The following is a 23,177-nucleotide window of genomic DNA, read 5'->3' as shown; positions in this document are numbered from 1 at the left end:
TCATGACGGGACCTGTTCGCAACGTTCATTGCGCTGCCCGGGCTTTGCTGGTGCTTTTTACCCTGGCGGTGCCTCAGGCAGGAGCCTCGGAATCTGTGCCGACAGAGCTGGCCGCTGGTGTTACCCGGTTTGCGCTGGACACCGGGAATATCGCACAGGCTATTCCTCTGGCTGGCCAGGTCAAAGGCGATTCAGCCGACTACCTTAGCGCGCGAGTGTTGCTGGCCAGTGGCCAGACCAGCGAGGCGAAACCGTTGCTGGAGCGTGTGTTCAACAGCAACGTTCATCGCGCCGAAGCCGCTCTGGAGCTTGCCCGATTGGCAGAGGCAGAGAGTAATCAGGTCGAAGCAGTGCAGTGGTATCAGGAGGCTGCCCGAACCGGGTTTGGCGAGGTGCGCCAGAGAGCACTGCTGAACCTTGCGGAAACACAGCGGCAGCAGGGGAAAACGGATCATGCCGGCCAATACCTTGCCAGTATGGACGACGGTTACTGGGCCGCAGTGGGCTATATGAACCTGGCGGGCGATTTCGCCCGGGATGACCTTGATCCATCAAGGGCCCTGGTGTCTTTGAGGGTTGCCATGGCCATGGCTGCGAAAGACCCCGACAGTGCCCGTAGCGCGGATCTGCGCAATCAGCTTTATCTCCGGGCAGGCTATTTGTCTGTGCGCAACCAGGATTACGACAAGGCCACTGACTTCCTTGAGAAAGTCTCTCTGGAGAGCTATTACACCCCCCAGGCCCTGTACCTGCATGGTTTCGCCCTGTCCGAAAAGGGCAATCACCGAGCGGCGATGCAGAGCTGGCACCGCGCCAAGAAATTCCCGCTGGCGTTTCCCGGGGTGGGCGATGCCTGGATCGGAATGGGCCGTGGATACGATCTGGCGGGTTATCCGGGGCAGGCCGGTGAAGCCTGGCTTGCTGCCAACGCAGCTTACGAAGGGGAGCGGGTAACGCTCGGTAAGCTCGCAGAGCGAATCCGTGCTGAAGGTGCCTACAAGGCGTTGGTGGCAGACGCTCGGGGCGCTGATACCCAATGGTTCCTTGCCGACAGCCGAACGTTGACCCAGCCCCGGCTGGCTTACCTCCTTCGCTTCCTTGAGAGCGCCGAGGGGCAGGCGGCGGTTGGCCGGGTAGCCCGGCTTGATGATCTGGCGTTCTCGCTGGAGAGCAGCAAGCATGATCTCGATGTATTTATCGGCGCCCTGGAAAACAACCATCATGGTGGTGGGGGCAGCCAACTTGCCGCGTTGCAGGAGCAGCAAGACACGTTAACCCGGCAACTTGAACAGCTTACGGATCGCCCATTGAGTGCAGATCACATCGCCCGGCTCCGGCAGTTGCAGCGTTTGCTTCAGTCTGGTGGGCAGCGTCTGTCGTCCTTGCCCCGTCGTGAAGCCGGCAGGCAAGAGCAGTTGCGGGACAACCTTGCCGAGGCCCGGCAATTGCGGGGCGAGATCTCCAGCCTGCAGACCCGTGTGAGCAAAGCCCGCGCCCGGGCTGCTGACTACCTTGATAAAAAGGCACTGGCCCTGGTTGCCGCTGAACAGCAGCGGATGGCCCACTCCCTGGATAAAACCGAACAACAGATTGCGCACCTATACGAGTATCTTGCGCTGGAAAACATCGGGGAGGCTGCCCGATGAATCGTCAGTTTGTGCGTCGGTTGTCGCTCGCTGTCATCCTGATATCTGCAGTTCCAGGTGGGAGCGTAGCGGCCCAGGAATCGTTCCGTGTGGAACTCGGCCGGGATGGCGAAACCCTGGGCGATATGCGCCCGGTGTTTCTCAAGTTTGAAAGCCGCCCCCTGCCTGCAATCTCGCCGAAAGAGGTGGCTCGTCGCTATCAGAAACTGTTCGAGAAGTCCGACGAACCTGAAGTCCGTATTGATGCGCTGAATCGCCTCAATAATATCCGAGACCGTTCCGGCCAGGATATTGGCTTCTCCGATGAGCAGCAGTCGGCGGTCTATGAAGAGGCTCTGGCCAGCTATGAAAGCATCCTGGCCCGCGGATCCTTCTCCGGCAAACTCGACGAGTTGCTCTATCAGATGGCCAAAGCCCATGCACTGACTGGGCAGCATGAAGAGTCCATCCAGCGACTCAGACAGCTGGTGGGCCTGTACCCTCGCTCATCACTGGTGCCGGAAGCCCGGTTCCGGATTGCCGAAGCCGCCTATAACACCGGCGAGTATCAGGAAGCGGAAACCGGGTATCGGCAGTTGATTGAAGGTGACGGTCACCAGGACCTGGCCATGAAAGCCCGTTACATGCTGGGTTGGAGCCAATTCAAACAGGGGCCCGCGGCCTGGAACCGGTCGGCGGAGACGTTTATGGCATTGCTGGATCAACACCTGCCCAGCGAAGCCACGTTGCTGGATCCGCCGCAGACTGGTTTGGACATGATTGAAGACAGTTTTCGGGTGCTGGCTTTGATGGCCGCCCGGACTGACAACTCTGCGACATTGGCCGCGTGGCTTGGCAACCGAGCGCCAGTGGCCTGGCCGCACCTGCTTTACGACCGGCTGGCAGATTTGCATGCCCTTGAAGGGCGTTTTGATCTGGCCGTTGGCATCAACCAGGCGTTTGCCGGGAACTACCCCGAGCATTCAGCCGCTCCGGATTTCCTGGCTCAGAGTGTGGATTACTGGCGGATGGCGGGCGACACCAGTAAGGCTCGTGAAGCGAGGGCAGATTATGTGGCCCGATACCAATCACAGCCAGAGTATCAAGAGTTGAAGGGCCAACAGCAGGCCCTCTGGCAGGACTATGCGCGCTTCCTCGGGGATTACCATTACGCCGCACAGGATTGGACCAGTGCGGCCGGCTACTATGAAGCACTTGCAGGCCATTCCGGCGACACGGGCAAACTGTTGCATCTGGCCGGCGACGCCCGGTTACAGGCCGGCAATCGTGACAAGGCTCTGGAGAACTATCGCAGCGCCGCTTACGGCGCTCGGGGTTACGGCCAGCCATACGCCGATGCGGCCGAGGCCGGTTGGGCTGCTATCAAGGTGTTGAGATCGACCCTAGAGGAGAGCGCTGCCGGGGCATACCGAGGCGTCTTGACGGAATTGTCCAGTGAAGAGCAACAATTCGGCAATACCTTTGCGCAGGACGCCAGGCTTTCAGGTTTGAGGGCTGACCTGGCAAACCGCTGGTACGAGATTGGTGCTCAGGATGAGGCGCTGGCTTATGCGCGCTCGACACTGGTTCTTGAGTCGGCGAATAACGAAGAACGTTATGCCGCCTGGCTGGTGACCGCCCGGGTGCGTCAGAGGACGGGGGAGTACGGGCTGGAAGAGCGGGCCTGGCGACAGGCGCTGATGCTGGTGGACAGCGCGCCTGATGTGGCCACGACTCAGGATGAACCGGAGCAGATTCGTGAGCAGCTGGCGACCGCCATCTACCGGCAGGGAGAGAAAGCGGCCGCCAGTGGCGACACTGCCGTGGCGGTCGCCCATTTTCAGCGCGTGAATTCCGTTTTACCCGATTCCGAGATTGCCATCCGGGCGCGCTTTGATGCCAGTAATGCATTGCTCAAGGCTTCTGAATGGCAAACGGCCATTAACGAGCTGAACCGTTTCCGGCTCGACTACCCCGCCCATGAGCTCACGGATGAGGTCAGTGAAAAACTGGTCTACGCCTACCACGAATCCCGTCAACCTCTGAAAGCAGCCGGCGAATTGATGGCGGCCTCTGAACGTGCGCAAAACCCCTGGCCGCTGAAGCTACGCGCTGCGGCGCTCTACCACCAGGCCGGTGAATTGCCCGAGCGCAATGCCCTGTATGTGGATTGGCTGGCGGTTGCTCCGGATCCGGATGCGGCGGCTGATCATGTGCAGCAGCAAACCATGCGCCAGAGGTTGATTGAATCCGGTGTTGATTCAGTGCGCCAGCAGAAAGCGATGGTCACCCGTGAAGCAGCTAGCCAGTGGCACTCGGAAGAAACCCTGCTGTGGGCCGGCAAGGCGGCGCTGGCCCTGGGTGCTTCGGTGGCTCAGGAATTTGCTGGCATCCGCCTGGAACATCCCCTGGAGCGGGCACTTGAACGCAAGCAAAAGGCAATGGAGCAGGCCCAGGCCTATTTCCTCGAAGCGGAATCCTTTGCCGGAGAAACTGTGGCATCAGAGGTGCTATACCGAAGGGCCGAGCTCTATCGCACCCTGGCGGCAGACTTAATGGCTTCTGAGGTACCGTCAGAACTCAATGAGCTGGAAGCCATGCAATACCAGATGCTTCTGGAAGAAGAAGCCTGGCCGCTGGAAGAGCGGGCAATGGAATTGCATTCCAGGAATCACGGGCGCATTGCCAGCCAGGGTTTTGATGAATGGATTGGTCAGAGCCTGAAGGCGCTGGCCGTCATGCACCCGGGGCGTTACGACCGTGAACTTCGCTGGATGAGCTGGAACATGGAGGAGAACGAAGGTGCTTAAAGGTTTTCACTACGCGCAACGTGCCCTGATCATCTCGGTTCTGGTGGGTTTGACCGCTTGCGCTACTGGCCCCGGCAAAACCCCCGAGCGGGCCGCGGTGCAGCCTGTGCATTCACCGGAACAGGCGAGAGAGTGGGCCATAAAGGGGGTGAACGCCCATGAGAACGGCGACATCCCTGGGGCCATCAAGGCCTGGCAGACCTCGGTGGCCCTGGACCCCAGCGACGCGACAACGGTCAATAACCTGGCGCTTTTGCTGAAACAGCAAAACCGTTTCCGGGACGCGGCCAACCTGCTGGAGCAGGGCGTGGAGGCGGCTCCAGAGGTTGCCCAACTGCATTACAACCTGGCGGTGATCAGTGAGCTTTATCTGCTGGATCTTGATAAGGCACTGGTCCATTACCAGCGATACCGGGCGTTGACCGGTGAGGAAGACAAGCTGGTCGCCGGCTGGATTGCCGACCTTGAGCGGAGGCTGCAATGAGCATCGGCCGGAATCTTCTCCGCCTCTGCATTGTTGTGCTGGCCAGTGGTTTTTTCCAGGCGGCCACCGCGGAAGACCCGGAACAATCGGCCCTGACAGTGAGCGGTTTGTCTGCCAGCGTGGGGGACGATGACCCCAGGGTGCTTTACATTCTGCCCTGGCAGAACCCGACGCTGCCCAGAAGGCCCAGGGCAGAGCTCAATAGCCAGGCGCCGGAGCTTAACCAACCCCTTTCCCCTCAGGTGCTGGAGAATCATCGCCAGTTCCGGGAATCCCTGAACCCATTGGTCCTGAAGCCAGCCGTGAATGCGGCCGGTCCGGGCCAACCGTGACCCTGCAGTAAACGGAGACAAAGGCATGCTCGATACCATCATTCGATTTTTTCAGGACGGCGGTCCATTCATGTACCCCATTGCCATTGTGTTGGCGCTGGGGCTGGCGATCACGCTTGAACGGTTTCTTTATCTGGGGTCGGTGCGGCGGCGCAACCGCCTGGCGTTTGAGCGCGGTATTCTGCCCGCCCTGCAAAAACGGGACTACCAGCGCGCCATGAAGGCGGCAACCAGTTCCGACAGTGCCATTGCCTCGGTGCTCGGGGCGGGTATTTCCCGGTTGTTGAATAACAGCCGCCGTGAAGATATCGAATACGCTATGGAGGAAGGTTTGATGGAAGTACTGCCGCGCCTGGAAAAGCGCACTCAGTACCTGGCAACCCTGGCCAATGTGGCCACTCTTTTGGGCCTGCTTGGTACCATCATTGGCCTGATCGCGGCGTTCACCGCCGTTGCCGCAGCCGATCCTGCCCAGAAGGCCACCTTGTTGTCGGAAAGCATCTCGGTAGCCATGAACACCACCGCCTTTGGCCTGATATCCGCCATTCCCTTGCTGTTGTTCCACGCCTTGCTGCAAACCCGAACCAATGAAATCGTGGACAGTTTCGAGATGGCCGGGGTCAAGCTGTTGAATATGGTGTCAGATCCCGACGCCGGCAGGGTAGCCGCCTGATGCACTTCGTGTTTCAGCCAGTGTAAACAGGAGTATGGCGATATGAGACGCAGACATCGCAGGCTGACGGCTCAGGCGGATCTGGACATTACCGCGTTTCTGAACCTGATGATTGTGCTGGTACCGGTGTTGTTGCTGGGCATGGTATTCACGCAGATCCGCATGATAGAGCTGAATTTTCCGGGGATGGAAGCCGGGCAGGCGCCAGCCTCTGAAAATTTCCGGCTGGTGGTCACTGTTATTCCCGGTGGCCTGGAAGTGGCCGACAGTGAGCGCGGGCTGATTGAAGTGCTTCCGGTCAAGGATGGCGGCCAGGACTACCAGGGGCTCAGCGCCCTTCTTCAGCAGATCAAGGCCCGTATGCCCGAAAAGACCGACGTAACCCTGGAAGTAGGCCCGGATGTGGATTATCAGACACTGGTAACCGTTATGGACACAGTCCGCTCTTACCCGGCAGTGGTTGCCGCCAGCGTGGTGGAGGCTGAGTTGTTCCCGGATGTGTCCCTGATGGATGCAGGCGAAGATCGTACCCTTGCGCAGAGTGCGTCAGCAGCAGACGGGGGTGGAGTATGAAGGCATCGCGTCGCGCCCGTCTGCGCCAACGCCATTACGGCAGGATGCATACGGCCGGTGGCCTGAACCTGGTGTCGCTGATGGATATATTCACCATTCTCGTGTTCTTTCTGATGGTGAATTCCTCCGATGTGAAGGTAATGCAGAATACAGCAGACGTGCCTTTGCCCACCTCGACGGCGGAGAAAGAAGCCGTGGAGAACCTGACCGTGCAGGTCAGTGGCCGATCCATTCTGGTTCAGGGCCGGGAAGTGGCGAGGCTGGACGGCATTGAGGCCTCGGACACTCACATTGCGGGCCTGTCTGAGGAGCTGGCGTATCGACGGGGCCGATGGGCGGAAGTGCCAGATCAGGGACTGGAAGTCACCATCATGGCGGGGAAAGAGACCGACTACCGGTTACTGCGCAAGATCATGCAAACCTGCGTGGACGAGGATTTCCGGCAGGTCCGGCTGGCGGTAGAGGGGGAGGTGCGCAATGGCTGAACGCAAGCCAGGCACACAAATTTCCCGCCTTCCCTGGAGCAGAGATGGATGGGAGAGCGCGCGTTTCGGTGTGATACTCGCAGTCATGCTTGCGTTGTTTCTGGTGCCGGCGCTCATCATTCCAAACCTGCAGGTGCCCGAACGGGAACGGTCGGAAGCAGAGCGCATTCCGCCGCGGCTGGCGCAGTTGGTGGAGGCGCCAAAACCCGCTGTAGTTGAAGTGCCAGAGCCAGAGCCAGAGCCAGAGCCCTCGCCGGAGCCTGAACCCGAGCGGGCGGAAGCTGAACCGGTCGTGGCCGACCCGGAACCCCGTCCGGAACCCAGGGTCTCGGCACCCCAAGAGCAGACCACTGAACAGGCGAGGGAAAATGCCGCACGTTCTGGTTTGTTTGCCATGAAAGACCGGCTTGCGGCACTGAAGGCGCCAGAGCCCTCAGCCCGGCCCGAGAATCGAACCGCCAATATTGGTGATGCACAGGCAGAGGTGCAGCAACCGGAAGGCGACCGCTCCAGGGTGTTAGCCGGCAGTGGCGGCGTCCAGAGCCGTGAGGGGCCGGCCCGGGAAGTGGCGCTGGCAGAGCATAGCATGCAAACTGTTTCTGCGCCCCGGGAAGTGGCGGTTGACCCGGCAACCCCGGCCAGGCCCTCGGTAGGTGAGCGGGCCATGAGCAATATCCGGCAGGTGTTTGATACCCAGAAAAGTGTGCTCTACGGCCTGTACCAGCGGGAACTGCGACAGGACCCGACGCTGGAAGGCAAAGTCACCCTGGAGCTGGTGATAGAGCCGGACGGCTCGGTGTCCGCATGCCAGGTGGTCAGCTCAGAGCTGGGCAACCCGGCCCTGGAGCAACGCATTGCCATGCGGGTACAGATGTTCAATTTTGGCGCAGACAATGTCGAAACCCGGAAGGTTCGATTCCCGATCGATTTCCTCCCGGGCTGACAGGGCCCGACCTCAGCTTTCGATAGTAATTTTCGGCAGGCGTGGCTTTTGCAGTGAGATTTTCTCGGTGGGGGCGATGACTTTCGCCTCGCCGGTCACCACTTGGCTGTCATTCTGATTGCGCACATCGCACTGGAGTACCACGCGATTCTTCGGTTCTTTGCGCACTACGGTGAGGGTGACGGTCAGGGTGTCGTCCAGTTTGACCGGGCGCTTGAACGACAGGCTCTGCTCAAGGTAAATGGTGCCGGGGCCGGGCATGACCGTGGCCAGTGCGGCAGAAATCAGAGAGCCACTCCACATTCCATGGGCAATGCGCTCTTTGAACATGGACTCCGCGGCAAACTGGGAGTCCAGGTGTACCGGGTTCACATCCCCCGACACCGCTGCAAACAATACCAGCTCATCTTCGGTCAGTGTCCGGGTGAAGGTGGCAGAGTCGCCCTCGTTCAATTCGTCATAGGTAATATTTTCAAGGGTATCCAGGGTGTCGCTCATCACAGACTCCGGTGATGGAAGAAGTGTTTGAAAGGGGTATACAGTTGTACCGTTTAACGCTTCGGAAACTACCTCATCGTTAACAAAACTGCTATTCTCTCCCGACTTTTTAAGGCTGAGACTTTTGTCGGGTTGATTTTTTGATCAGTTCGGCCTTGGCAAAACATTACAATCAGGGAGCTTCTGAACCCATCCGGTGGCTCCCCAATAGCGCCAATCAGACAGGAGATGGTGATGGATTTTGAGCAGTTCTATCAAGACAAGTACCCCGCCGGCATTCCCCGTGAGGTAGATCTCAAGAAATACAAAAACATGGTGGATGTATTTGAACAGGCTGTTAAGAAGTTTGCAGACAAGCCTGCGTTCACTGCGGTTGGCGTCACCCTGACATACCGGGATCTTGATACTCAGAGCCGTAATTTTGCGGCCTGGCTGCAGAACAAAACCGATCTCAAACCGGGTGATCGCATTGCGGTGCAAATGCCCAACATTACCCAGTACCCGGTGATTGTCTTCGGTGCCATGCGTGCTGGCCTGATCGTGGTTAACACCAACCCCCTGTACACCACCCGTGAAATGGAACACCAGTTCAACGATTCCGGTGCCAAGGCGCTGGTGGTGCTGGCCAACATGGCAGACAATGCGGAAAAAGTGCTGCCCCATACCGGCATTGAGCACGTGATCGTGACTGAAATTGCCGATATGCATTCACCCATCAAGCGTACCCTGATGAACGCTGTGGTGAAGCACGTCAAGAAGATGGTTCCGTCCTACAACCTGCCGACTGCCCACAAACTGCCGGCGGTGCTCAGTGCCGGTGCCCGTGAGAAGTTCACTCCGGTTGACATCAATCTGGACGACCTGGCTGTACTGCAGTACACCGGTGGCACCACGGGTGTCGCCAAGGGCGCGATGCTGACCCACGCTAACCTGGTGGCCAACCTGACCCAGGTGCGCCCGATGATGGAAGACCAGGTAGAAGAGGGCAAGGAAGTGGTGATTGCACCGCTGCCGCTGTACCACATCTACTCGTTTACCCTGAACTGCGGCATCATGCTGGAAGCCGGCGCCCACAACGTTCTGATCCCGAACCCGCGCGATATTCCGGGCTTCGTGAAGGAAATGCAGAAGCAGAAGTTCTCTGCTTTCATTGGCCTGAACACCCTGTTCGTGGCCCTATGTAACAACGAGGACTTCCAGGATCTGGATTTCTCCGGCCTGAAGCTGACGGCTTCTGGTGGTATGGCGCTGACCAGCGATACCGCAAAAATGTGGGAACGGGTGACCGGTTGTGAGATCAGTGAAGGTTACGGCATGACTGAAACCTCTCCGGTGGTTACCTTCAACCCCCGCAGCGCTATCCAGATCGGCACCATCGGCCTGCCGATCCCGTCCACCGTGGTTAAAACCATCGACGACGACGGCAACGAAACACCCATCGGTGAGCCCGGGGAACTGTGTGTGAAAGGCCCGCAGGTGATGCGTGGTTACTGGCAGCGCCCGGAAGACACCCAGAAGTCCTTCACTGACGATGGCTTCCTGAAAACCGGTGACGTTGCACTGATCCAGGAAGATGGCTATATCCGCATTGTTGATCGCAAGAAAGACATGATCATTGTCTCTGGCTTCAACGTGTTCCCGAACGAGATTGAAGACGTGGTAACCAGCCATCCGAAAGTGGTTGAGTGCGCCGCTGTGGGCATTCCGGACGCCAAGAGCGGCGAGGCCGTCAAGGTCTACGTGGTGCCCACGAAAGACGGTGTCACCGCAAACGAACTCAAAGAGTTCTGCCGCGAGCGCCTGACCGCCTACAAAGTGCCCAAGCACTTTGAGTTCCGGGACGAGCTGCCCAAGAGTAACGTGGGCAAGATTCTGCGCCGTGAACTGCGGGATGAAGCCAACGCCAAGTAAACGGCGATTGGTGCAACCGCGAGGTTGCACTGCTTCCCACAAAGACCCTGCTCAGGCAGGGTCTTTGTGTTTCTACCGTTTGGATTTCCCGCTAGACTGTGGCGCCTTGTGATGCATCCATCAATCCATGAGTCTGTTGCCGTTCAATGACTGACAAAACAACGCCCGATAACGCCCAACCCACGGCTGCTGATCCTCAGGCGGCAGTGAAGGCCTTTATGAGCCAGCTGGATGTCTGTAACCAGCAGGAAGCGGCGCGCATTATCCGCAGAGTGGGCCGAACCAAGGGCAAGCCGGGCCAGAAAGACCTGGAACAGATGGCGAACTGGTTGGAACAGGGGCTTGAGAAGGTGCGCCAGCGTCAGGCGCTGCACCGCCCAGCGAGTTTTCCGCCGGGACTACCGGTCAGTGATCGGGTGGACGACATCAGCGAGGCCATTCGTCATCATCAGGTGGTGATCATCGCCGGTGAAACCGGCTCCGGTAAAACCACCCAGATTCCGAAAATCTGCCTGAACCATGGCCGTGGCGTTCGTGGGCTGATTGGCCACACCCAACCGCGCCGGATTGCCGCGCGCAGTGTCGCCGCCCGTATCGCCGAAGAGCTTGGTGAACAGGTTGGCCAGCAGATCGGTTACCAGGTGCGCTTTACCGACAACACCTCGGAGGCGTCCCGGGTCAAGGTCATGACCGATGGCATCCTGCTGGCGGAGATCCAGCACGACCGCTTTCTGGATCGTTATGACACGCTGATTATCGATGAGGCCCATGAACGAAGCCTGAATATCGATTTCCTGCTCGGGTACCTCAAGCAACTGTTACCGAAACGGCCGGATCTGAAAGTCATCATTACCTCCGCCACCATTGAGGTTGATCGCTTCAGCGAGTTCTTCGATAAAGCACCGGTTATTGAGGTCAGCGGCCGAACGTTTCCGGTGGACGTCCGCTATCGGCCCCTGACCGGCGATGAAGACGACCGTGACCAGGGCTGGACCGACGGCGTACTGTCAGCCCTTGAGGAGATCGAACAGCACGAACGCAAGGAGAAGCAGCCCCCAGGAGATGTGTTGGTGTTCCTGCCGGGTGAGCGGGAAATACGGGCGCTCAGTAAAGTGCTGCGGCATGCGGAGCTGCGACACACCGAAGTATTGCCGTTATATTCCCGGCTCAGTAACCAGGAACAGAACCGGGTTTTCCAGGCCCATAAAGGCCGGCGGCTTGTATTGTCCACCAACGTGGCGGAAACCTCGCTGACGGTACCCGGTATTCGTTACGTGATCGATACCGGGGTTGCGCGAATCAGCCGTTACAGCGTTCGCTCCAAGATTCAGCGCTTGCCGATCGAGCCAATCTCCCAGGCCAGCGCCAACCAGCGGGCGGGGCGTTGCGGGCGAGTGGCGCCAGGTATCTGTTTCCGTCTCTATGATGAAGCCGATTTTCTTAACCGGCCCGAGTATACCGACCCGGAAATCCTGAGAACCAATCTGGCCTCGGTCATCCTGCAAATGGCCACCTCGGGCCTGGGCGATATCCAGAATTTCCCCTTCCTGGAAGCGCCGGATCGCCGCCAGGTGAACGATGGCTACAAGCTGCTGGAAGAGCTGAGCGCTGTTGACGATAAACGCCGAGTGAGCCGTCTCGGCCGGACCATGGCACGCCTGCCACTGGACCCACGCCTGGCACGGATGCTGGTGACGGCCGCTGAGCAGGGCAGCCTGAGCGAAGTGCTGATTGTGATTGCCGGCCTCAGTGTCCAGGACCCAAGAGAGCGGCCCCAGGACAAACAGCAGGCAGCCGACCAGGCCCACGCACCGTTCAACGACAAGGAATCGGACTTTGCCACCTTGTTGAATATCTGGAACTGGTTTGAGGAGCAACGCCAGGAGCAATCCCAGAACCAGCTAAAGAGGCTTTGCCAGAAAACCTTCCTGAGCTGGATGCGAATGCGCGAGTGGCGGGATATTCACCGGCAACTGACGTTGATCTGTCGGGAGCAGAAACTGGCACTGAACAAGCAGCCGGCAAGCTATGAGTCCATGCACAAGGCGATTCTTGCCGGTTTGCTGGGCCACGTTGCGGTCAAGGTAGAGAAGCGGGAATACCTGGCCACTCGAAATCGGAAAGTGATGATCTTTCCTGGTTCGAAGGTGGCCAAGTCCGGGCCCAAGTGGATTGTGGCGGCGGAAATTGTGGAAACCAGCAAGGTATTCGCCCGCATGGTTGCTGCTATCCAGCCGGAATGGGTTGAGCCCCTTGCAGGCCATGTCGTAAAGCACCACTTTTTCGAACCCCACTGGGAGCAGAAACGAGCCCAGGTGATGGGTTACGAGAAGGTGACTCTGTATGGACTCGATATCGTCGCCAAGCGGCGGATTCCCTACGCCAAGGTAGACCCGGAGGAATGCCGGAATCTGTTCATCCGGCGCGCCCTGGTGGAGGGGGATTACCGCTCAAAGGCTCCGTTTATTGCCCGCAATCGGGAGATGCTCGATACCGTCGAGAACCTGGAGAAGAAAACCCGCCGTCGTGACCTGTTGGTGGATGACGAGGTGTTGGTGGCCTTTTACGACCAGAGGCTGCCGAAAGACATTGTTAGCGGTCGCCACTTTGAAAGCTGGTGGAAGGGCCTGTCTGCCGACGAACTTCGCAAACTGGAGCTGACCGAGGCCGATGTCTTGCAGCGCCCGCTGGACCAAGGCGCAGCGGAGCAATATCCGGATTATCTGGAGTGGGAAGGCGTCAAGTACCCGCTCAGTTACGAATTCGAGCCCACCAGCGAGCGGGACGGGGTAACCCTGCAGGTGCCGTTGATGGCGCTCAAGCAGATTCCGTCACGCCGGCTGGAATGGCTGGTGCCGGGGCTGTTGCGAGAAAAATGCATCGCCCTGGTGAAAGGGTTGCCCAAATCCCTGCGCCGTAACTTTGTGCCGGTTCCGGATTTCGTCGATGCCGCCCTCGCCAACATGCAGCCTGGCAACGAGCCCCTTGCCCTGAAACTGGGGGATCAACTGCGCCGGATGACCGGTGTGCAGATTGATCCGGAAGCCTGGCCGGAGGACGAATTGCCCCGGCACCTGCGGATGAACCTTCGGGTAACCGGAGACAAAGGCAAAGTGGTGGCAGAGAGCCGGGATACCGACGATTTGCAGGCCAAGCTGGAGGGTCGGGCGGAAGCGTCGCTGGCCTCGGCTACCAGCGACGATGATCGTTCGAGAGCACCGAAAGAATTCAGTGACTGGCAGTTTGGCAATATGCCCGAGCAGGTGCAGACCGAAAAAGGCGGTATGCAGGTAACCGTCTATCCCGCCCTTGAGGACCTGGGCAAGCAAGTACGGTCCATTCGCTGCCTGGACCGGTTAACGGCTGAGGACACCATGCGCCGGGGTATTGCCCGGCTGATCATCAACCGGTTTGGCAACACCCTCGCGGACCTTGAGCGCAAGCTGCCCCGGTTCAAACAGTCCGCGCTGATGTTTGCCCCGGTAGGACAGGCGAAGGTGCTGCTGGACGATCTGTTGTTGTCTGCGGTGATGCAACACTTCCTGCCCGGAACCCTGCCCAGAGACGAAGAAAGCTTTATCCGAGTGTTCGATGCCCACCGCGGGGATTTTATTCCGGCGTTAGAGCAGGCCGACGAACGCCTTTACCAGGCTATGGCCGGTTACCAGAAAGTGGCCAAACAGCTCAAGGGCAAAATTAACCTGGCGCTGGCGCAGAGCATGGCAGATCTGAAATTCCAGCTTCAGCACCTGGTCTATCCGGGCTTCCTGGTGGCCACGCCATCCCAGTGGCTGGAACGCTTCGGGGTGTATTTCGAGGCTGCCTTGATTCGCCTGGAAAAAATGCCCAGGGAGATGGGCCGCGAGCGCGAATTCCTGCACACCATTGAGCCACTATGGGCCCGCTACGCCACCAAGCTGGAACAGCAGAAACGCCAAGGTGTGCGGGACCCTGAACTGGAGCTGTACCGCTGGATGCTGGAAGAATATCGGATCTCATTCTTTGCCCAACAACTGGGCACGGCGATGACCGTATCGGCCAAGCGACTCGATAAACAGTGGCAGAACACACGGGTGTAGGGCCTGAATATGGTGCTTCTCGGGCCAGTGTGAGGGAGGGCTGCACTGTTCTGGTGCTACTGGACTTTGGTCAGGCGGGCAATTCCGGCCGTGTGTGTTAGTATTTCTGACAGCATAGTGTCTTATTACAACCATGACGTGGGGTTATTGTGATTAAAGCCGTCATCAGCGGAACCGGCCTGTATACGCCACCCGCCATTATTGAAAACGATCAACTGGTTGAAGCCTTCAATCAATACGTAGAGCTGTATAACGATGAACATGCGGAAGAGATAGCCCGCGGTGAACTGACGGCTCTGCAACCTTCGTCATCTGCCTTTATTGAAAAGGCATCGGGTATCAAGCGCCGTCATGTGATTGACCGTGAAGGTATCCTGGACCCGAAGCGCATGACACCGAATATTCCGGACCGGGATAACGACGAACCGTCAGTCCAGTGCGAGATGGCCATTGTGGCCTGTAAGGAAGCACTGGAGCAGGCGGGCAAAACTCCGGCAGATGTGGATGCGGTGATTGTTGCCTGTTCCAACCTGCAGCGCGCCTATCCGGCCATTTCCATTGAAGTCCAGCAAGCCATGGGCATCGACGGTTTTGCTTATGACATGAATGTGGCCTGCAGCTCCGCCACCTTTGGAATCCAGGCCGCGGTGAACGCGGTGGAAAACGGTAGCGCCAGAGGGGTTCTGGTGGTCAGTCCGGAAATCTGCTCCGGGCATCTGAATTTCCGGGACCGGGACAGCCACTTCATATTCGGCGATGCCTGCACGGCGATTCTGGTGGAAAGGGAAGAGGACACCCAGGCAGGCCAGGGTTTTGAAATTCTCGGCACCCGCCTGAAGACTCAGTTTTCCAACAATATCCGGAACAACTTTGGCTTCCTGAACCGGGCAGACGAATCGGGTATTGGCAAGCCGGACAAGCTATTCATTCAGCAGGGTCGCAAAGTGTTCAAAGAGGTGTCACCGCTGGTGGCAGACACCATTCAGGGCCATCTGGCATCCCTGCAGCTGACGCCTGAAGACCTCAAACGCATGTGGCTGCACCAGGCCAACCTGAACATGAACCAACTGATTGCCAGAAAGGTTCTCGGCCGGGATGCAACGGTCGAGGAAGCGCCGGTGATTCTGGACGAATACGCCAACACCAGCTCGGCCGGTTCGATCATTGCCTTCCATAAACACAAAGATGACCTGAAAACCGGCGACCTGGGCGTGATCTGCTCCTTCGGCGCCGGCTATTCCATCGGTAGCGTGGTTGTTCGCCACCGGTGAGGCCTGTTACCTCGCTGCCAGCGCCCTCAGGGTGTCTGGCAGGGGGGTGGACTTTCGGGAAGCCCGATCCATCCAGACAATCTTGGCGTAGCCTTCCGCGTAAACTACCCCGGTATCTGAATCTTTCAGCAGGTGGTAGGTATCCAGACTGGTATTTCCCGCTTTGTCCGCGTATGTTTCAACAACGACGTTGGCGGGGTGAGTCAATTCCTTCAGAAATGTGGCACTGGTCTTTATAATGACCGGTCCGGTTGGCTCTTCCGCGCCACCCAGTTCCAGTGACGACAGCCAGACAATCCGGGCTTCTTCAAAGAAGCGGAAGTAAACCGTGTTATTGGCGTGGCCGTATGCATCCATATCGCCCCATCGCAGCGACATGGTCAGGGAACTGACGGGATTTCCCGGTACTGACATCTGATTTCCTCCGGATGACGTTCATAATAATAATCAAGCGCCGGTATTGTCGACGAACTGAAACAGGTTAAACAACCCAAGAGAGCAAAATGAGAAACCTTTTATCCCGGCGCCTGACCACGCTGGCCGCTCTGATACTGCTGACGTTTTCAGGTGGCCAGTTACACGCCCAGAACATGCAGGAGCCGGTTCCCGAGGGTTCAACCCCGGTCAATACCGATGATCCTTACGAGAGCTGGAACCGGAAGGTGTTTTCGTTCAACGATGCCATTGATCGTTGGTTTCTCCGCCCCGTCGCCCAGGCCTACCGCACCGTCACGCCCACGATTGTTGACCGGGGTATTACCAACTTTTTCAATAATCTCACCGAAATCCGCAATTTCAGCAACAGCTTGCTGCAGTTGAAAGGGGAGTCGGCCGTGGTGGCCGCCGGGCGCTTCACCTACAACACGGTGTTTGGCCTCGGGGGTATTTTTGATGTGGCCACCGCCTTTGATTTGCCCGAGCGCCCGGAAGATTTTGGTCAAACCCTGGGATACTGGGGTGTTGGCTCTGGCCCATACCTGGTGATGCCGCTTCTCGGCCCGGCGACTCCGCGCTATTTTACCGGCATGGCAACTGACGGGTTCCTTTTGCCATCTGCCTGGGATGAGGTCAGCAGTCCCGAGCGATATTACCTGCGGGCATTACAGATTGTTGATAAGCGGGCCGACCTTATCCCGGCAGAAAGCTTTATTTCTGGTGACCGGTACACGTTTGTGCGTAATGCTTTCCTGCAGCGTCGTGAATTCCTGATTAACGATGGTAAGATCACGCAAGACCCCTTCGCAGATGATGACGACTTCATGCTCGACGATTTCTGAGCGTTCACGCCGGGAGGCCGCAGGTGATCAAGGACCCCAGGATAGCCCGATTCCGCAAGTTGTTGGCGGAAGCTCCCAATTATGAACAGTGGAAGGCTGCCGCGCTGGAACTGGATTTTCTCGAAGGCAACGCGGAGTGGAAGGAGGACTTTGCATCTGACCTTTATCACTATGAGCTGATCTATGACCGGCTCAGTAACATCAAGCAGTATCGTCAGCAGAACGACTTCGAGCGTTTGAAGCGAGCGCTCCGGGAAGGCCTCCACCATGATCTTGGCAACATGGGCAATCCCGCGCTTTACACCCGTTCCCGGGTTGGTACCAAGCACCTGATCGAGGAGTACATCACCCAGGTGTGCGAGGCCCTGGATTATCTGTGTGATCATCCGGTGCCAGGCTTCCCCGTCTACGACAAGCTCCAGTTCTTCAGAGACACCCTGACCAGTTATGGCAGGCCAACGTTGCTGCTCAGCGGCGGCGCCAGTCTGGGCATGTTCCATTTCGGTGTGATCAAGGCGCTCTGGGAAAAAGGCCTGCTACCGCAGGTTATTGCGGGTTCCAGTATTGGTGCCATCATTGCCGGTATCCTCGGCGTGCATACTGACGCGGAAATCCCCGAGATGCTGGTGCCCGAGAACCACAACCTCAACGCCTGGAAGTGGCGGGGGATCATGAGCGCCATGCGGGGTGATGGCCTGATGGATCAGGAAACCCTGAAAAACTGCCTGCGGGCAAACATCGGCGACTACACCTTTGAGGAGGCCTATCAGCGCACCGGGCGTAGCATCAATATCAGTGTGTCTCCGGTACAGACTCACCAGAAAGCCCGGTTGATGTGCGGTTACACCTCGCCTTATATCCAGGTGTGGAGTGCGGCTCTTGCCAGTGCCGCGGTGCCAGGCATTTTCCCTCCCGTTACTCTGATGAAGAAAGACCTTTACGGTAATTCGCTGCCGTACATGCCCCGGTTGAAGTTTGTGGATGGCTCGGTAGTCAGTGACCTTCCGATTGAGCGATTGGTCCATCTGTACGATGTGAACTTCACCATTGTCAGTCAGACCAATCCCCATGTTGTGCCGTTCCTCAGCCAGCAGAGCCGGGACGAAAAGCTGTCCCTGGGAAGCCTGCCGATGCATCTGGTGAAGTCCGAGATCCAGTTCCACGGCCAGGGTGTGTTCGATTATCTGAGAAAAAGGGTACGCCCGGAACTGATGCGGCAGATGGCTGGTCAGATGTACACCATTATGGCTCAGCGCTACTCCGGCGATGTGACGATTGCACCCACCTATGCATTCCGGGACTTCCGTCGTATGCTGTCGAATCCCAGCCCGGAGTATGTCCGTGAGATGATTCTGGCCGGAGAGCGCGCAACCTGGCCGAAAATTTCGATGATTCGCTCCCACGCACGCATTTCAAAAACGCTTGAACGGTGCGTTCGTCGCCTGAAACAACAGAACCGCAAGGCCGCTGAATTACGACTGGTCAGCGGAGCCGACAAGGCTAAACCCTGATCCTGAGGAACCATGTACTACGATTTTTTCGGCTTTAGGGAACCTCCGTTTTCAATCGCACCGGACCCTCGCTACCTGTACCTGAGTGATCGCCACAAGGAAGCCCTGGCGCACCTGATGTACGGCGTGCAGGGGCAGGGCGGGTTTATTGTCATTACCGGTGAGGTGGGAACCGGCAAAACCACCGTATGCCGCTGCTTTATCGAGAATGCTCCCGAGCATGTCGACATTGCGCTGATTCTCAATCCGCGGCTGTCTGCCCGGGAACTGTTGTCTTCGATCTGTGACGAGCTGGAAATCGACCATGCGCCGGAAGCCACCATCAAGCAACTGGTGGATGGCATCAATCAGGACTTGCTCAAGGCTCACGCTGCGGGCCGTCATAAAGTTCTGATCATTGACGAAGCCCAGAATCTGTCCGCCGATGTGCTGGAACAATTGCGCCTGCTCACCAACCTGGAAACTGCCGAGAAAAAGCTGCTTCAGATTGTGCTGTTGGGCCAGCCGGAATTGCAGGATATGCTGGCACTGCCCGAATTGCGCCAGCTCAACCAGCGTGTGACCGCCCGGTATCATCTGGATGCCATTGAGCAGGAAGATCTGCCGGCTTACCTTCGCTACCGTTTGAGTGTCGCCGGGCTGCGCGGGGATATCTTCAGCCCGGCCGCCGTCCGGAAACTCTATCGCCAGAGCCTGGGAATTCCCCGCCTGATCAACCTGATCAGTGATCGTGCGCTGCTGGGCGCTTATGCTGAGGGTGAACACCAGATCACCGCCGACCACATCCGCCAGGCAGCTCGGGAAGTTCATGGTAACAGCCGCCTGATGAACACCGGGGGTGGCAGGGAGGTTTCCCGCGCGGGTCATCTGTTGTTGTTATCGGCGTCGATTCTGGTGGCGATCATTGGCACCATCTGGTTGTTCCAGCTGCCGGTAACCGAGCAGACCCTCGCTGACGACCTCGACGCGCCCGCCATCTCCGGCGTCATCGAGCGTGTCAGTGATCCGGTGGTGGCTGAGCCCGAATTCGACACCGCTGAGCCGAATACGCTTCCGGAGCCAGCGGAACCCGGTGTAACCTCCTTTGAGTTTGAACGCCACACCCAAGCGCTGACCGAGGCATTTGGCCAGCTGTTCGGCGTTTGGGGCGAAGAGTATGACGCCCGGCAGTTTCCGGTTGCCTGCGATTACGCCCGGAGAGTCCGCCTTGGCTGCCTGGAACGGCAAGGCAGCCGACGAAGCCTGGAGTTTCTGGATCGCCCGGCGATTCTGCACCTTCGCAATGATCGAGGCGACACCGGCTATGTGGTGCTGCGATCTCTGGAGGGTGATACTGCCAGTATCGAGTTGGCGGGGGAAACCCGGGAGATTCCGTTTCGCCAGTTAGAGCAGTATTGGTACGGTGATTTCCGGGTGCTGTGGCGAATGCCCGAATATATGTCGGGTGACGGTTTTTTTGCCGGAACTTCCGGGGCACAGCTATGGATGGGCGCGCGGATGATGGAGCTGGCAGATCGGATATCGCCGAACCAGGCAGAGAGCGCCCGGGTAAAGCGGCTGACCACCGAAGAACAGGTGCGCTGGTATCAGGAGGTCAAAGGACTGACGGTGGATGGGATTGCCGGGCCGATGACCATTATCCAGATCAATAATGACCTGGGCACGAATGTACCCCGGCTGGTAGCGGCCCGTGTGGGCAATAGCGGGTAGGCTATGTCATATATTCTTGATGCGTTGAGAAAATCCGAAGCCGAGCGGCGACAGGGCAAGGCACCAGACCTGGGGCAGCAGGTACAAATGGTCTATCGGCCCAAAAAGAAGCCGTTATCACCCGTTGTCTGGGTGGTTCTGGCGCTGTTGCTCAATGCTGCTGTGATGGCTTACCTGTTCTGGCCAGCGCAGTCGTCAGATCCGCGCCCGGTTGACGACGCGCCAACAGCGGCCCGACAGGCGCCATTGGTTGGCGATCCGGATGTCTTGGTGTCCGCACAGGGGCAACCGGGCCGGGAGCCAGTGCTGGTTGAGGCTACGCCACAGTCTGAGCCAAGCCAGGAAGTGGTTGCGGCATTTGAGGTGGCAGACGAGCCCCTGGCTGAATCCGGCAATGAAACTCCCCTGGTGATTGTTCCGGACCAGTCTGTTCGGGAATGGGTGTTGACGCCGGCAGACTCTCAGGGCAGAGTGCCGCACCTGGTAGAACTACCGCTGTCGTTTCAAAAGAGCGTTCCTGATTTGACCTTCAATAGCCATATCTATTCATCCGACCCCATGGCCAGCCGGGTAATGATCAACAATCAGTATCTTCGCCCTGGCGACACCTTTGCCAGCCTGGTGGTTGAGCGTATCACCGAGGATGGCGTGATTCTCAGCAAATCTGGCCAACGTTTTCGGGTGGGCACGGTACGAGACTGGGTGAGCCCGCGATAATGGCGCTGACTGACGACGTCAAACAACAGATTCAGCAGGCTTATCGTGATGTGTTGGCCGGTAAGGACGTTCGCGCCCGTTACGGCCAACGGCTGATGATCGCGGAGATTGCCCGCTATATGGGTGAAATCACCGACAACGATGGCCAGCGTACCTCGCCACCGGCAGCCTGTGTGGTGGAAGCCGGCACCGGTACCGGCAAAACCCTGGCGTACCTGATCTCAGCAATACCCGTAGCCAAGGCCTTGGGTAAAACGCTGGTGATCTCCACGGCAACCGTGGCGCTGCAGGATCAGATTGTTCTGAAGGACCTTCCCGATCTCCGTAAACACAGCAAACTGGATTTCAGCTGGACCCTTGCCAAGGGGCGGGGCCGTTATCTGTGCATGTCTCGACTGGAATCCCGGTTACACGACGAGGGCCATGGTGACAGCGACACCATGCCCCTGTTCCTTCTTGATCAGCCCATGGATGACGAGGCTGCAAGCCGAATCACCTTTGAGAAGATGCTTGCCACCTACGGTTCCCGTGAATGGGACGGCGACCGGGACCATTGGCCGGAGCAGATTCCCGATGAGATCTGGCGCCAGGTGACCACCGACCACCGCCAGTGTACCAATCGCCATTGTGCCTACTTCGACAGTTGTGCGTTTTTCGATGCCCGCAAAGACCTGGACGACGCCGATGTGGTGGTGGCCAACCACGACCTGGTGTTGGCCGACCTTGCCCTTGGCGGCGGTGCCATTTTGCCGGAGCCGGAGAACGCGCTGTTCATCTTTGACGAGGCGCATCACCTGCCGGACAAAGCGCTGAACCATTTTGCCGCGTCGGTGCCGTTGAACTCCACACGGCAATGGCTGAAACAGTTATCCCAGGCCCTGGTGAAGATGCAGCCCTGGTTACCTGGCGGCTCCCAGGCGGCCAAGGCGGTTGAGAAAATCAGCACTTCTGGCCGTGATCTGGATATTGCCCTTGGCAGGGTTTACGAAGAGATTGAACAGAACACCGGCTGGGAATTTAATGACGAACGGCGCAGCGCCCAGTGGCGTTACCCGGATGGCGAGCTGCCAGAGGCGGTTGCAGAGTTGGCTGCGGAGACCCGGATTGTCACCGCCGGACTGGTTCGGCACCTGGGTACCCTGGTGGATGAACTGCAAAGTGCCTTCGATGAGCGAAAAGATCCGGAGCTGGACCGGGAAACCGCCGATTCCTGGTATCCGGTGATTGGCGCCTTCCATAGCCGGGCTGAGGAGCAGCTGCGCCTGTGGGCGGCCTGGTGTGAATCCGGGCCGGTCATTCCACAGAACGATGAGTCGGCAGAAGCTGCACCGGTCGTTCGTAAAGGGCCGCCGCCTGCCCGCTGGGCCGTGCGCCAACGTTGGGACCACGCGGAAGATATTACCCTGTTCAGCTCACCGGTGCTGGCGGACAACCTGTTGTATTCCCGCCTGTGGTCGCGGGTCTATGGCGCCGTTCTGACCAGTGCCACACTGACGGCCCTGGGCCGTTTCGACCGTTTGCGTTCCCGGGCGGGATTGCCAGAGGCCAGCCGTTATCTGGTGGTGCCCAGTTCCTTCCGTTATGGCGAGATGGCCACGGTGGAAGTGCCGGCTATGGCTGCCATGCCAACCGATGATGGCTTTGCCGAGGCGCTGATCAAGCGGCTACCAGATCTCTGGGCCGGTGAGAAGGCCACCCTGGTTCTGTTTACATCCCGCCGGCAAATGCAACAGGTGAGGGATGCCTTGGCGCCGGACTATCCCGAGTTGATTCTCACCCAGGATGACATGGCCAAGAACGAGGTGTTACGGACGCACTGCAGTCGTGTTGATGAAGGGCGACCCAGTGTGCTGTTCGGAGTGGCCAGCTTTGCTGAGGGAATCGATCTGCCTGGAAAGTATCTGCACCACGTGGTGATCACCCGCCTGCCGTTCTCTGTGCCGGATGACCCGATCGAGGCGAGTTTGGCGGAGTGGGTAACCCAGCGCGGTGGCAACCCGTTTATGGAAATCACCGTGCCGGATGCCTCCGTCAAGCTGGTTCAGGCGGTGGGGCGGCTGTTGCGCACCGAGCAGGATACCGGGAGGGTAACCATTCTGGACCGGCGTATAGTGGCACGCCGATACGGACAGTTGCTGCTGGACGCACTGCCACCGTTCCGCCGAATCATCGAGCATTAGTCCGGATACTGCCCATAAAAAAAAGAGCCAGCCCGAAAGGGGATGGCTCTTATCGAAAGGGGTTCAAACGAACCCGGGCGTCGAAACAACGCGGAACA

General features: G+C 58.4%; 18 protein-coding genes. 16 read left to right on the top strand and 2 right to left on the bottom strand.

Features of this window, described 5'->3' with window-relative positions; all coding sequences use genetic code 11:
• The first annotated feature begins 2 nt into the window (after window positions 1–2).
• The 8 genes from ACZ5Q2_RS14425 to ACZ5Q2_RS14390 are packed head-to-tail and all read left to right on the top strand — an operon-like array spanning window position 3 to window position 7,925.
• Window positions 3–1,646 carry a tetratricopeptide repeat protein gene (locus tag ACZ5Q2_RS14425; protein ID WP_432209945.1) on the top strand — a complete coding sequence of 548 codons (1,644 nt, stop codon included), beginning with the start codon at window positions 3–5 and terminating at the stop codon, window positions 1,644–1,646.
• Window positions 1,643–4,435, top strand: a complete 2,793-nt coding sequence (gene bamD / locus ACZ5Q2_RS14420) for an outer membrane protein assembly factor BamD (protein ID WP_061331105.1) — start codon at window positions 1,643–1,645, stop codon at window positions 4,433–4,435. The genes ACZ5Q2_RS14425 and bamD overlap by 4 nt, the downstream gene beginning before the upstream one ends.
• Complete coding sequence (locus ACZ5Q2_RS14415; protein ID WP_061331106.1) at window positions 4,428–4,919, top strand: tetratricopeptide repeat protein; 492 nt, start codon at window positions 4,428–4,430, stop codon at window positions 4,917–4,919. The genes bamD and ACZ5Q2_RS14415 overlap by 8 nt, the downstream gene beginning before the upstream one ends.
• Complete coding sequence (locus tag ACZ5Q2_RS14410) at window positions 4,916–5,251, top strand: hypothetical protein (protein ID WP_156471715.1); 336 nt, start codon at window positions 4,916–4,918, stop codon at window positions 5,249–5,251. Before ACZ5Q2_RS14415 ends, ACZ5Q2_RS14410 begins: the two co-directional genes overlap by 4 nt.
• 25 nt (window positions 5,252–5,276) lie before the next feature.
• Window positions 5,277–5,924 (top strand): MotA/TolQ/ExbB proton channel family protein, encoded by a 648-nt coding sequence (locus tag ACZ5Q2_RS14405; protein ID WP_061331107.1) that lies wholly within the window; start codon window positions 5,277–5,279, stop codon window positions 5,922–5,924.
• Between the two features lie 42 nt (window positions 5,925–5,966).
• The gene (locus ACZ5Q2_RS14400; RefSeq protein WP_061331108.1) at window positions 5,967–6,497 is read left to right on the top strand and encodes an ExbD/TolR family protein; all 531 of its coding nucleotides are present in this window, start codon (window positions 5,967–5,969) and stop codon (window positions 6,495–6,497) included.
• Window positions 6,494–6,982 (top strand): ExbD/TolR family protein, encoded by a 489-nt coding sequence (locus ACZ5Q2_RS14395; protein ID WP_061331109.1) that lies wholly within the window; start codon window positions 6,494–6,496, stop codon window positions 6,980–6,982. Before ACZ5Q2_RS14400 ends, ACZ5Q2_RS14395 begins: the two co-directional genes overlap by 4 nt.
• The gene (locus ACZ5Q2_RS14390; RefSeq protein ID WP_061331110.1) at window positions 6,975–7,925 is read left to right on the top strand and encodes an AgmX/PglI C-terminal domain-containing protein; all 951 of its coding nucleotides are present in this window, start codon (window positions 6,975–6,977) and stop codon (window positions 7,923–7,925) included. The genes ACZ5Q2_RS14395 and ACZ5Q2_RS14390 overlap by 8 nt, the downstream gene beginning before the upstream one ends.
• A 12-nt stretch (window positions 7,926–7,937) precedes the next feature.
• Here ACZ5Q2_RS14390 and ACZ5Q2_RS14385 read toward each other — a convergent pair whose 3' ends face one another.
• Entirely contained in the window at window positions 7,938–8,423 is a 486-nt protein-coding gene (locus ACZ5Q2_RS14385; RefSeq protein ID WP_061331111.1) for a MaoC/PaaZ C-terminal domain-containing protein, read from the bottom strand.
• Between the two features lie 234 nt (window positions 8,424–8,657).
• Between ACZ5Q2_RS14385 and ACZ5Q2_RS14380 the strand changes: the two genes are divergently transcribed.
• The 3 genes from ACZ5Q2_RS14380 (at window position 8,658) to ACZ5Q2_RS14370 (ending at window position 15,684) form a co-directional block, all read left to right on the top strand.
• A complete protein-coding gene (locus tag ACZ5Q2_RS14380) occupies window positions 8,658–10,334 on the top strand; it encodes a long-chain fatty acid--CoA ligase (protein ID WP_061331112.1) in 1,677 nt (558 codons plus the stop codon).
• Window positions 10,335–10,552: 218 nt separating this feature from the next.
• Window positions 10,553–14,413: an ATP-dependent RNA helicase HrpA gene (hrpA, locus tag ACZ5Q2_RS14375; protein WP_061331176.1), complete on the top strand. Its 3,861-nt coding sequence runs from the start codon at window positions 10,553–10,555 to the stop codon at window positions 14,411–14,413.
• A 149-nt stretch (window positions 14,414–14,562) separates the two neighbouring features.
• Window positions 14,563–15,684 carry a beta-ketoacyl-ACP synthase III gene (locus ACZ5Q2_RS14370; RefSeq protein ID WP_061331113.1) on the top strand — a complete coding sequence of 374 codons (1,122 nt, stop codon included), beginning with the start codon at window positions 14,563–14,565 and terminating at the stop codon, window positions 15,682–15,684.
• A 6-nt stretch (window positions 15,685–15,690) separates the two neighbouring features.
• Here ACZ5Q2_RS14370 and ACZ5Q2_RS14365 read toward each other — a convergent pair whose 3' ends face one another.
• The gene (locus ACZ5Q2_RS14365) at window positions 15,691–16,098 is read right to left on the bottom strand and encodes an acyl-CoA thioesterase (RefSeq protein ID WP_061331114.1); all 408 of its coding nucleotides are present in this window, start codon (window positions 16,096–16,098) and stop codon (window positions 15,691–15,693) included.
• An 89-nt stretch (window positions 16,099–16,187) separates the two neighbouring features.
• Between ACZ5Q2_RS14365 and ACZ5Q2_RS14360 the strand changes: the two genes are divergently transcribed.
• From ACZ5Q2_RS14360 to dinG, 5 genes are read left to right on the top strand one after another with little or no spacing between them, the layout of a single operon-like run.
• The gene (locus ACZ5Q2_RS14360) at window positions 16,188–16,961 is read left to right on the top strand and encodes an MlaA family lipoprotein (RefSeq protein ID WP_061331115.1); all 774 of its coding nucleotides are present in this window, start codon (window positions 16,188–16,190) and stop codon (window positions 16,959–16,961) included.
• A 23-nt stretch (window positions 16,962–16,984) separates the two neighbouring features.
• The gene (locus tag ACZ5Q2_RS14355; protein ID WP_061331116.1) at window positions 16,985–18,472 is read left to right on the top strand and encodes a DUF3336 domain-containing protein; all 1,488 of its coding nucleotides are present in this window, start codon (window positions 16,985–16,987) and stop codon (window positions 18,470–18,472) included.
• A 12-nt stretch (window positions 18,473–18,484) separates the two neighbouring features.
• Window positions 18,485–20,182: an ExeA family protein gene (locus ACZ5Q2_RS14350; RefSeq protein WP_432209946.1), complete on the top strand. Its 1,698-nt coding sequence runs from the start codon at window positions 18,485–18,487 to the stop codon at window positions 20,180–20,182.
• Window positions 20,183–20,185: 3 nt separating this feature from the next.
• Complete coding sequence (locus tag ACZ5Q2_RS14345; protein ID WP_230713945.1) at window positions 20,186–20,899, top strand: general secretion pathway protein GspB; 714 nt, start codon at window positions 20,186–20,188, stop codon at window positions 20,897–20,899.
• The gene (gene dinG, locus ACZ5Q2_RS14340; RefSeq protein ID WP_230713944.1) at window positions 20,899–23,079 is read left to right on the top strand and encodes an ATP-dependent DNA helicase DinG; all 2,181 of its coding nucleotides are present in this window, start codon (window positions 20,899–20,901) and stop codon (window positions 23,077–23,079) included. The genes ACZ5Q2_RS14345 and dinG overlap by 1 nt, the downstream gene beginning before the upstream one ends.
• Window positions 23,080–23,177: the final 98 nt, after the last annotated feature.

The organism is Marinobacter alkaliphilus, assembly GCF_055394375.1.
The sequence above is the reverse complement of the archived record's forward strand: the minus strand, read 5'-3'. Positions and strand labels throughout refer to the sequence as shown.